The sequence below is a fragment of the Streptomyces sp. NPDC034111 genome (genome assembly GCF_055575375.1).
Genome location: NZ_JBVIST010000026.1, coordinates 91504 through 102045, shown reverse-complemented (window position 1 = coordinate 102045; position 10542 = coordinate 91504). Strand labels below are relative to the sequence as shown.

The following is a 10542-nucleotide window of genomic DNA, read 5'->3' as shown; positions in this document are numbered from 1 at the left end:
CGGTTTTACAGCGCGGAAGAAGTGCTCCGGTTCGTTGAGTCCACGGAGGAATCGAATGCCCATGCGAAACCGTGAGGTTGTTTCCGGACGGCTTCGGGCGATGGCCAGCTTCTGCCACTGCCCGCCGGAGAGGTTGTGACCGCCCTTATAGCCGCGGGCGAGCAGGGTGTCCAGACCCCGCGGCATCTCCCGGACCACGTCCTGAGCGTCCGCGTACCGCACCGCCCCGTCCAGCCGGTCGTCCGTCAGCGGTGTGTCCGCCCGTCCGACGGCGATGTTCGCGCGCGCGGTGAAGGGCCAGCGGAAGTAGTCCTGGCCGACGGTGGAGACCCGGGAGAACAGGGCGTGCCGGTCCACCGCATCGGTGGGCACCCCACCCACCAGGACCTGTCCCTCGTCAGGGGTGTAGAGGCCGGACAGCAGCTTCACCGCGGTCGTCTTCCCCGAGCCGTTGCTGCCGACCAGCGCCACGATCTTCCCGGCCGGCACGACCAGGTCCAGCTCGCGCAGCGCCGGGGAAGCGGTGCCGGGGTAGGTGAACGTGACCCGCTCGAAGCGGATCTCGTCGAGCCGGTCCGGCAGCGCGCGCCCCCGGGCCGGGATCGCCCGGGCCACCGCCTCGGCCTGGACATGCTCCAGATCGCCGACGAACAGCGCCTCCTCGTGCAGATGGTTGATCTGCCGTACGAGACTGTCGAGTGCGCCGGAGCCCGTACGGATCGCGATCACCGCCGTACCGCCCACCGACAGCGCCATCGCACCGCTCCACAGCAGCCACCCGAGCAACCCGAAGGCGGCCAGCGTCGCGGCGCCCGTCCACACCGCCGCGATCAGCCCCGTACGGGCCGCGAGCCGGGCCAGCCGGGTCTGCTCCCGCTCGGAGTCCTCGGCCATCAGCCGGAAGTGCCGCAGCAGAAAACTGCCGATGCCGTGCACCCGGATCTCGGCCGCGGCCTGCGCGGAGGTCAGCAGATCGCTCAACAGCCGCCCGGCGCGGGCGTGTTGCATCCACGCGGTGTGGGAGTGGTAGTGCCGGCGGGCGACCGAGAGCGCCGCCCAGGCGCTGGGCAGCGTCATCAGGACGATCAGCGGCAGCAGTGCCGGATGCAGCGCCGTCAGCACACCGAGCGCGGCGGTCAGCGACAGCAGCGCATTGATCACCGAGGTGCTGTACTGGATCATCCGGCGTGCCGCCGAGGCGCCGAACCGCGCGCTCTCCAGCCGCTTGTGGAACTCCGCGTCCTCCACCGCGGCCATCTCCACCCGCTGTGCGGCCTCCAGATACAGCTCGGTCGCCACCCGCTCGACCTTCGGCTCCAGCCGCCCGGTACCCATCGTGGAAACGGATTTGAACACCGCCCCGGCCACCGCGACCAGCCCCACGGTGAGCAGCGCGGGTACGGCGCTGCGCAGCCGCTCGGTGGTCGCCCCGCCACCGAGCAGCGCCGCCAGCACACCGTTGATGTTCACCATCGCGACGGCCTGCATCACGCCCCGCCCGGTCTCCGCGCCGAGCACCATCCGCAGCGCACGGGCATCCGCCCGGTGCGCCAGCCGGGCGGTCAGCGCCAACAGGTGCGGCAGCCGCCGCAGCATGGCCCACAGCCCGAGTTCGGCGAACGCACCGTCATGCCGCGACCAGGCGTGGTCATCGCGCAGCCGGCCGCCGAAGAGTAACCGCTCCGATTCCGACACCGGCCGGTCATCACCCCCGGGGCCCGGCTCGTTCCCTTTTCTGGAGAGACGGAAAGGCATGCTTCCTCCTGGGTGGGATGCCCGGCGCTGCCCGTCACGGACGGCACGGATGTCCGGGAACGACGCCCATTAGGGGGCGTCATGCACCCCCTGCGCCAGCGGATTTCGCGGGTCTTGGCATGCTGGACGTATGACGCGGCAGGCGGGGCGGGCGAGTGATACGGCAGTGGTGGTGGGCGCCGGGCCGAACGGCCTGGCCGCAGCGGTCACCCTGGCCCTCAGCGGGCTGCGGGTGACGGTCCTGGAGGCGGCCGACGAGATCGGCGGCGGGGTGCGCAGCGGGGAGCCGCTGCTACCCGGCGTGCTGTTCGACCACTGCTCCTCGACCCATGTGATGGGCGCCGGCTCCCCCTATCTGCGTACGCTCGATCTGGCGGCGTACGGACTGGAGTGGCTTCTGCCGGAGATCGATCTGGCCCACCCGGTGGACTCCGGCGGCGCCGGAGCCCTCTACCGTTCCGTCGCGCGTACGGCCGCCGGGCTCGGCTCCGACGGCCCCGCCTGGCGGCGGCTCTTCGGCCCGCTGGCCGCCGACGCCGAGGCGCTGACCGAAGAGGTCATGCAGCCGCTGGTCAAGGTGCCCCGGCATCCGCTGCGGCTCGCCCGCTTCGGCCTGCACGCCGTGCAGCCGGCCACCCTGGTCGCCCGCCGCTTCCGTACGGAGGCCGGACGCGGCCTCTTCGGCGGGGTGTCGGCCCACCTCTTCGGACCGCTGAGCCAGCCGTTCGGCGCATCCATCGGACTCATGATCATCGCGGCCGGGCACCGCTATGGCTGGCCGGTGGCCAAGGGCGGCTCGGCCGCCATCGCCGGTGCGCTGGCCGCGCTGCTCAAGGAGGCCGGCGGCCGGATCGAAACCGGCGTAAGGGTCCACTCACTCGACCAACTCCCGCCCGCGGCAATGGTGTTGCTCGATCTGGCGCCGTCCGCCGCGGCGGCCGTACTCGGCGACCGGCTGCCGCCCCGGGTACGCCGCGCCTACACCCGCTACCGGCACGGCCCCGGCGCCTTCAAGCTCGACCTCGCGGTCGAGGGCGGGGTGCCCTGGCGCGCCGAGGCCTGCCGGCGGGCCGGGACCGTGCATCTGGGCGGCAGCTTCGAGCAGATCGCGTACGCGGAGCGCGAGGTGTACCGCGGCCGGATGCCGGCCCGGCCGTTCCTCCTGGTCTCCCAGCAGTACCTCGCCGACCCCGCCCGCTCCGCCGGCGACATCCACCCGGTCTCCGCGTACGCGCATGTGCCGCACGGCTACCGCGGCGACGCCACCGCCGCGATGCTGGCCCAGTTCGAGCGCTTCGCACCGGGGACCCGGGAGCGCATCGTCGCCTCCAAGTCCACCTCGACCGCCGAACTCGAACGGGACAACGCCAACTTCGTCGGCGGCGACATCATCGGCGGCGCCAACACTCCGCTACGGCTCACGATGCGCCCCCGTATCGCCCTCGACCCGTACTCCACCGGCGTCCCCGGCGTCTACCTCTGCTCGGCCGCCACCCCGCCCGGCGCCGGCGCCCACGGCATGAGCGGCCACAACGCCGCCCGCTCCGCGCTCCGCGCCCTGGGCCGCCACTGACGCCGGAGACCCGGCCATGACGGCCCGGAGCCGGCGGTACGGCCACGACAGACCGGTCACCGCAGCCCGGTCACCGCGGACCGGTCACGACAGACCGATGGCGAAGACATGCAACGCCGCGTCGTCCGGCAGCGTCACCCACCGGATCCGTTTGCCGCCCGGCACCACCAACGGTCCGGTGGCGAAGACCGCGGCCGCCGGCCCCCTGCCGCTGTCCTCGTTGCTGTACGCCGTCCGTGCCACCACCGTGTTGCCGAAGGGCGCCCGGCCGCCCGCCGACCGCCAGTCGCCGAACGACAGATCGGCGGCCGCGGCCGAGCCGTCGGTGAAGGTCACCGTGGCGGTACCCCGGCGGTTGCCGTGCGCCGACGCCCCGATGAAGGCCAGCCGGTCGCTGTGGGTCGCCCGCGCACCCAGGTCGAGCCGCCGGCCGGCAGCGACGGCGTTGTTGGCCCGGCCGGGCGGCGAACCGGGCCAGACGAACGACGTCCCGGCGACCTCGATCCCTGCCCCGTCGCGCAGCCCGGCCGCGGCCAGCGCCTGCCGGGAGTAGCTGTTGCCCCGCCCGTCGAAGTCGGCCTGCCGCCGGTCGGAGTCGTAGGACGCGCCGGCGTTGTCGTACGCGGCGGGCAGCCCGTGCGCGGCGGCGACCAGGACGATCGCCGCGGCATGCACGGGCTCGCTGCCCGGGCCGCCGGTCACCGACACCGGCACCTCGTAGTAGCCCTCGGGGGTGCCCGGGGCCGCGGTGACGGCCAGTGCCAGCCGCCCCGCACCGGAGCCACCGTCCAGCCGCAGCGCCCCGCTCCGTGGAGTGACCGTCAGACCCCTGGGCGGGCGGACGGCGACGGTCAGTGTGCGGTCATGACCGCCGAGACGCTGGGCATCGACCGTCAGCCGGCCGGCCCTGCCACCCGGTGCGACCGTGACCTGGTTCGGCGTGGCGCCCGCCAGGAAGGAGCGTTCGCCCACCCGGTACGAACGCGGGACGGAGCCGGCCGAGGTGGCCCAGGTGGTGTCCGGCCGGTCCGCGAGCGTGAAGTCCAGCCGGCCGCCGGTGCGGATGAGGTCCTGGGGCAGCACCGTGCGCTCCCAGTCACGTCCGTCGAGCCGCAGCTGATGGACGTAGGGGGTGCCCGCCGAGGCCCCCGGGGCATGGATGTCGAGGCGACGGCCGCCGGGGAGAGCCAGCACCGCGCGCTCGAACAGCGGGCTGTGGACGGTCAGATCGGAGGTGCCGGGCACCGACGGGTACAGGCCGAGCGCGGCCCAGACGTACCAGGAGGACATCGCCCCGAGGTCGTCATTGCCGGGCTGGCCGTCCGGCGTCGGGGCGAACAGCGTGGTGGCGATCTTCCGGACGGTCCGCTGGGTCTTCCACGGCTGCCGCAGGTGGTTGTAGACCCACGGAACACCGAAGTTGACCTCGTTACCCGCCCACATCGTCGGCTTGTTGGGGCCGGAGTTGAGGTCGCCGGCGAAGAAGGCGGCCAGCCGCTCGGCAGCGGCGGCCCGTCCGCCCATCGACTGGATCAGACCGGCGGTGTTCTGCGGCACGAGCCAGTTGTACTGGGCGGCATTGCCCTCGTCGAAGCCGTCCTGGCCGAACTTCCCCTCGGGCGGCGGTACGAACCCGGGCCCGTCCGGAAAGCGGCCGTCCTCGCCGCGCGGCTGGAGGTAGCCGGTGGCGGGGTTGAGGAGGTGCTGCCAGTTCTGGCCGCGCCGGGCGAAGGTGCGCGCGGTCTCCCGGTCACCGGCCGCCCTCGCCAGCCGCCCGATGGCGAAGTCGTCGAGGGCCCACTCCAGGGTGACGGACGCGCCGGCCCGCTGGTGGTCGCCACGGGAGGTGTCGTTGTTGGGCGCGTAGCCGCGCTCGACGTACTGGCCAACGCCCGGCCGCTCCTGGTACGCACCCGGTCGGTCGTCAACTGTGGTGGCTCCCTTGACCAGGTACTTCAGCGCGGTTCTGAGGTCGAAGCCGGTGGCACCGAAGGCATGCAGACTGGCGATCAGCGGCACGGAGTTGTCACCGGTCATCTGTCCCGTGGAGCCGTTGGCCATCGGCCAGCGCGGCCACCAGCCTCCCTGCTCGGCGTCGTTGACCAGGGACTGCGCCATATCGCTCGCCCGGCCGGGGAAGAGCAGCGCATGCAGCGGGGCCAGCGTCCGGTAGGTGTCCCAGTCGGAGAAGTTCGCGTACTGGGTGTGCCCCCGCGGCAGGGTCCGGATCCGGTCGTCGAAGCCCCGGTAGCGCCCGTCGGCGTCATTGAAGGTGTTGGGGTGCATCAACGAGTGGTAGAGCGCGGTGTAGAAGGTCTTCAGCTCGCCCTCGTCCCGGCCGGCCACCCGGATGCGGCCGAGCGCCGTCCGCCAGCGCTCCCGGGTCTGCTCCCGCAACGCGGCCAGGTCCCAACCCGGTACTTCCGCACGCATATTGGCCTCGGCACCCGCTACGTCCACATACGACAGGGAGACCTTGGCGCGCACCGTACGCCCCGCCTCCCCGCTGCCCCCGGTGTCGAAGGACAGATAGGCACCGGCCTTGGGGGCGTCCACGGTGTCGCCGCCCGGCGTGACCTTCCGGCCGTCCCAGGTGCCGTGCGCGGTGAACGGCCGGTCGAAGGTGAGGGCGTAGTGCAGGGTGTACTCGTTGCCCTTGCCGCAGAAGTTGCCGGTGGTGGCGGAGCCGGTCAGCTGCCGGTCACCCACCACCCTCATCTCCGCCCTCTTGTTGCCTGCGAAGCTCGCACCCCCCTTGACCAGCAGCTTTGCCGCGCTGCCCGCCGGGTAGGTGAAGGCGGCCAGGCCCGTACGGGTACCGGCGGTCAGCTCGGCCCGTACGCCGGAGTCCTCAAGGGTCACCGCGTAGTACCCGGGCCCGGCCTGCTCCTCGTCGTGCGAGAAGCGCTCCGTACGGTCCCAGGGCGCCCCGCCGACCGGTCCGGTCACCGGCAGGATCGGCACATCGCCGAACGCGTTGCACCCGACGGAGGCATGGTCCAGGCTGAAGCCCCGGATCCGGTCGCTGTGGTACTGGTAGCCGGCGTAGGAGTCCTTGGTGTCGGGGGAGAACTGCATCATCCCGAACGGGGCGGCGGCGCCGGGGAAGTTGTTGATCTCGCCGACCGTGGCTCCGCCCCTGCCGGTGCCGATGAGCGGGGCGACGTAGGCCGTCGGGTCCGCGACCGGGGAGGCGGCCTCGCGTACGGCCGGACGGTGGTGGTCCGACGCTGCTGACAACGTTGTCGAAGCGGCCTGTGCCGAGGTGGCGGCGCCCAGTGCCAGCAGCGCCGCGACGGCGGCGACGGTGGCGACGGTGGCCCGGGATCTGCGCTGTGTCACGCGAACCCTCCGAAGATCGTGAGTGGCTGACCGCAACACCCTCGGGGCTGCGTCCGCACCAGTCAAGATGCTTGCGGAAAGGGGGAGTTGGCACCCTTCCGGCGCCCGCCCGGGCAGGGTTCCCGGGCGGGCGCTGCCCGGGAACCCTGACCAGCGGCAGGTCAGTGGTGCCGCACCACTCCGGGCGCCATCCGGCCGCAGTTGGAGCCGGAAACGCTGACACTGACCGTTCCGATCGTGCCGCCCCAGTCCACGCAGCGGCCCTTGGCGGCCAGATAGACCGGACCGGCGTAGGACTTGTACTGCCCGCTGTCGTAAACCCAGTCGGAAGTGCCGTCGGTGGCCGTGAGATAGGTGTACATGTACACGGGCGCACCGGGGCTGTTCCGCACCGTGACGACACAGTTCTTTCCGGTCTTCGCGCTGTACGTCAGGTACACGGTCCCCTTTCCGGTGACCGGTACGGAATTCACTACGCTGTAGCCCTTACCGCAGGCTCCGTTGTACGCGGCGGCCTTCGGAGCCGCGGAAGCGGTGGTCGCCGTCGCCATGGTGGCGAGGCCGGCCACGGCCAGAGCGGCTGATCCTGCGATGGCACGGGAACGCTTCATGGGAATACCCCCGTCGAGTGCTGTGCTTCGCGTGGTCATTTCGCAGGGTTGGACCAGGCGCAGCCGCCGATGGTTGTACGGAGGCAGGAATTCCCTATTGTTCGAACGGAGTTGTCGGGTACGGGTTGTCGAGTACCGGCGGTGAATGACGCGTTGATGATGACTTGTTTTCGACGGCGGTATCGACGGTGACGCAACGGCCGGTCCCCGGTGCCGAAGCGGGCACCGGGGACCGGCCGTTGCGTGGGTATGTGGTGGGGCTTGGGGATCAGTCGTCCCCGTTGGCGAGCACCTTCAGCCGCGAGTAACTCCCGTTGAACCGGTTGCGGTCGCCGACCGGGTGGCCCGAAGAGGTGTGCTGCCAGATGCTGTGGAAGCGCCAGCCGGCCGGCAGCGAGCCGACGGACGAGCCGTAGCGCGGAATCCACAGCGGATTCGTCCGGCCGAACCGGCCCGAGTTGCCGGTGCACCGCTTCCACCAGTTGGTGGAGGTGTAGATGACCGCGTCGCGGCCGGTCTCCTCGCGGTAGGTCTCCACGAAGTCCTCGATCCAGTTGACCATGCCCTTGGCGCTCTTGCCGTAGCAGGTCGCCCCGTAGGGGTTGTACTCCATGTCGAGGGCGCCGGGCAGCGTCCTGCCGTCCCTGGACCAGTCGCCGCCGTGGTCCGCGAAGAACCGCGCCTGTGAACTGCCGCTGGAGTGGTCGGGCAGCGCGAAGTGATAGGCGCCGTGGATCATGCCGGAGCTGTACGAGCCCCGGTACTGGTGCGCGAAGTACGGGTTGGTGTAACTGGTCCCCTCGGTGGCCTTGACGTAGGCGAACCGCACCCCGGACCTGCGCAGATGCGACCACCCGACGTGCTTGTTGTGGCTGGAGACATCGACACCGGACACGCCCCGGCGGTGCGACGCCCGCGGCTCGATCCCGCCGGCCCGGTCGACTCCCTCGTGGGCGGCGATGGTGGAACCCATCCAGTCCTGCTCGGGATGGGCCGGTCTCTTCCCGGCATCCGACGCCGTGGCGTATCCGGGCAGCGTGAGGGGCAGAGCGAGCACGGAGAGAAGAGAAACGAGCGTTCCGGCCGCAAGGGGGACTGTACGGCGGGCCGGACCGGATCTGCGCAAGGGCATCGCATGCCTCCGAGGCCTTCGGTTGAGTCAGGTTCGGCAGCTTTTGAGCAGAATTCTGCCGATAAGAGACTTATACGCAGAACTGCCTGACTCTATGACCCAACAGGCCGTCAGTCCGCCGACCGGCTCCGCATCTCACCCGTCTGGCGGCCGGCAGCGGTCACCCGCGGCCGGGCCGGCGCTGCGCCCCGCCTCGGATTCCGGCGCCTTGTTCCGGACAAAGCAGAGCGGGCCCCGGCTGTTGCCGGGACCCGCTGTGCCGCGCAGCGGCGAACGCGCCATGTCGCCGCTTCGCAAGCTGCCTCATACCGAGCCTGTCGGCCCGTATGTGTGGTCCGTCATACCCTTGCCCCTTCCGGGCGGGCCGGCCTGTGTGCCGGCGAGGGCTCTTCGGTCCGCTCGGCTCAGTAGGCCGAGTCGACGTTGTCGATCGAGCCGTAACGATCGGCCGCGTAGTTGGCCGCGGCGGTGATGTTGGCGACCGGGTCGGTGAGCTTGTTCGGGGTGCCGGCCACGTGGTAGCGGTCGAACGTGGGCTGGATCACCTGGAGCAGGCCCTTGGACGGGATGCCGTTGATGGCGTTGATGTCCCAGTCGTTGACCGCGTTGGGGTCACCGCTGGACTCCCGCATGATGTTGCGGTGCAGGCCCTCGTAGGAGCCCGGAATGCCCTTGGCCTTCATGATGTCCAGGGCCTCACGGATCCAGCCGTCCAGGTTGTTCGGGTAGTCCTTGACGGCCTTGCGCTCGGCGGAGCGGTTGGCGGCCTGCTGGGCGCTGTGCTGCTTGGCGACAGCGGTGACCTTGACGTGGTCGGCGACCGAGGCGGTCACCGGGCGGCCGGTCTTGGCGTCGTCGGCCTTCTTGGGCAGACCGTTCGCGCTGACGGGCTTGACCGCCGCCGGGGCGTGCTCAGAAGCAGCCTGTGCGGTGTCCGGGGCCGACGTCAGAGCCAGGCCCGAGGTGGCACCCGCGGCGGCCAGAACGGCCACGGCGACCTTGTGGGTGCGGGTAATGCGGGTGATTCGGACAGCGCGGGGCAGGGTGAAGCTGGGCATGCAGGGTGACCTCTTCCAGGTACGGGTACGGGGAGGCGGCCTATTTCGGCGGCGCGTTGCGAACCGGAGGTCATTGCCGCGCTCGCCTTCGGGGCGTAAGTCGCAAGCTCGCTCTCGGTGCGTCGGAATCCATGTTTAGCGACGGTCCTGAATCGAGGCAATGGTGCTTTGTACTACTCATCTTCGTGAGGTAAACCCGCATCCCCGAAGTAATACGCGTTTCTCGCTGCGTTGGCCCGGAATGGCTGCACGGAAAAGCGACTAGGCACGGTCGTAAGTGACGTACATCGCGTGCTCGGGGTCACCTGGAAGCGGCCGCAAAGCCCTCAACAACGGGGCATATAAGTTGCCTGGCTCACACCGGAATTACCGCTCGCGGGCGCCACTTGGGGCCCGCTTGGAAGGGGATTCATTCGCCCGGCGGTCCGCTGCCGGCGCACGCCGTTCCCCAAATGTGGTGAGGCGCACTCTCGCTGAGGCCAAAAGGGCGGCAATTGTGCCCCAATTCACTTGCCGGGCGGACTGAGTATTTCGCGCTGCGGTGCGGGGCCTGCCAGGGGCTCGGCCGGGCGGCGGCTGGGCCGTTGGGGAGACCGGCCGTACGGCGATACGGCGGTGCTGATGGTCCGTTCGCAGCAGTGTCCGGAGCTGTCGCATGACTACGGGCCCCCGCTCCCGGAAAGTGGCAGCGCACGCAGTCGTCACTCACTGTAGGGATGTGCTCATGTTCCGTCGTATTGCCGTCGTTCTGAGCGGTCTTCTGGTCACCGGCTTCCTCGCGACGGGCGCCGCCGCCGCGGCCCCCGTCGACGACCACCACCGCCTCACCCCCCGCGAGCAGGAGGGGCTTCGCGTCGCCGGCGAGGTGCTCAGCGCACTGCTCGGCGGCGCCAACCAGGGGCACAACTCACTGCTCGGCGGCGCCAACCAGGGGCACGGCTACCGCTACTGAACCGACGCAGCAGGCAAAGGCAGTGGCCCCACCCGCGAGATGCGGGCAGGGCCACTGCCGTTGCCATGCCGGGTGCCGTACCGCGCACCCGGACCGGTCCGTTCGGACCGTCGATGTGG

The 10542-nt window shown here is 70.8% G+C and carries 7 protein-coding genes; 2 read left to right on the top strand and 5 right to left on the bottom strand.

Translation table 11 applies throughout. The features are described 5' to 3' along the window. The coding region (locus ACZ55A_RS34810) for an ATP-binding cassette domain-containing protein (protein ID WP_468848794.1) at positions 1-1755 on the bottom strand (1755 nt) is incomplete at its 3' end. 130 nt (positions 1756-1885) lie between these two features. Here ACZ55A_RS34810 and ACZ55A_RS34805 point away from each other — a divergent pair. Continuing rightward, positions 1886-3328, top strand: a complete 1443-nt coding sequence (locus ACZ55A_RS34805; protein WP_468848793.1) for a phytoene desaturase family protein — start codon at positions 1886-1888, stop codon at positions 3326-3328. Positions 3329-3412: 84 nt separating this feature from the next. Here the strand turns inward: ACZ55A_RS34805 and ACZ55A_RS34800 are convergent, their stop codons facing one another. The 4 genes from ACZ55A_RS34800 to ACZ55A_RS34785 form a co-directional block, all read right to left on the bottom strand. Then, positions 3413-6670, bottom strand: coding sequence for a GH92 family glycosyl hydrolase (locus tag ACZ55A_RS34800; RefSeq protein ID WP_468848792.1), 3258 nt, complete (start codon positions 6668-6670; stop codon positions 3413-3415). A gap of 161 nt (positions 6671-6831) precedes the next feature. Then, the gene (locus ACZ55A_RS34795; protein WP_468848790.1) at positions 6832-7281 is read right to left on the bottom strand and encodes a spore-associated protein A; all 450 of its coding nucleotides are present in this window, start codon (positions 7279-7281) and stop codon (positions 6832-6834) included. Between the two features lie 268 nt (positions 7282-7549). Next, positions 7550-8413: a lysozyme gene (locus ACZ55A_RS34790; RefSeq protein WP_468848789.1), complete on the bottom strand. Its 864-nt coding sequence runs from the start codon at positions 8411-8413 to the stop codon at positions 7550-7552. A gap of 404 nt (positions 8414-8817) precedes the next feature. Further along, positions 8818-9471, bottom strand: coding sequence for a transglycosylase SLT domain-containing protein (locus tag ACZ55A_RS34785; protein WP_468848788.1), 654 nt, complete (start codon positions 9469-9471; stop codon positions 8818-8820). 724 nt (positions 9472-10195) lie between these two features. Here ACZ55A_RS34785 and ACZ55A_RS34780 point away from each other — a divergent pair. Continuing rightward, positions 10196-10423: a hypothetical protein gene (locus ACZ55A_RS34780; protein WP_468848786.1), complete on the top strand. Its 228-nt coding sequence runs from the start codon at positions 10196-10198 to the stop codon at positions 10421-10423. The last annotated feature ends 119 nt before the right edge of the window (positions 10424-10542 follow it).

Excerpts from the sequence above, each read along its gene's own strand:
- ACZ55A_RS34780 (WP_468848786.1), top strand. The coding sequence starts at position 10,196 with ATGTTCCGTCGTATTGCCGTCGTTCTGAGCGGTCTTCTGGTCACCGGC.
- ACZ55A_RS34795 (WP_468848790.1), bottom strand. The coding sequence starts at position 7,281 with ATGAAGCGTTCCCGTGCCATCGCAGGATCAGCCGCTCTGGCCGTGGCC.
- ACZ55A_RS34785 (WP_468848788.1), bottom strand. The coding sequence starts at position 9,471 with ATGCCCAGCTTCACCCTGCCCCGCGCTGTCCGAATCACCCGCATTACC.
- ACZ55A_RS34805 (WP_468848793.1), top strand. The coding sequence starts at position 1,886 with ATGACGCGGCAGGCGGGGCGGGCGAGTGATACGGCAGTGGTGGTGGGC.
- ACZ55A_RS34790 (WP_468848789.1), bottom strand. The coding sequence starts at position 8,413 with ATGCCCTTGCGCAGATCCGGTCCGGCCCGCCGTACAGTCCCCCTTGCG.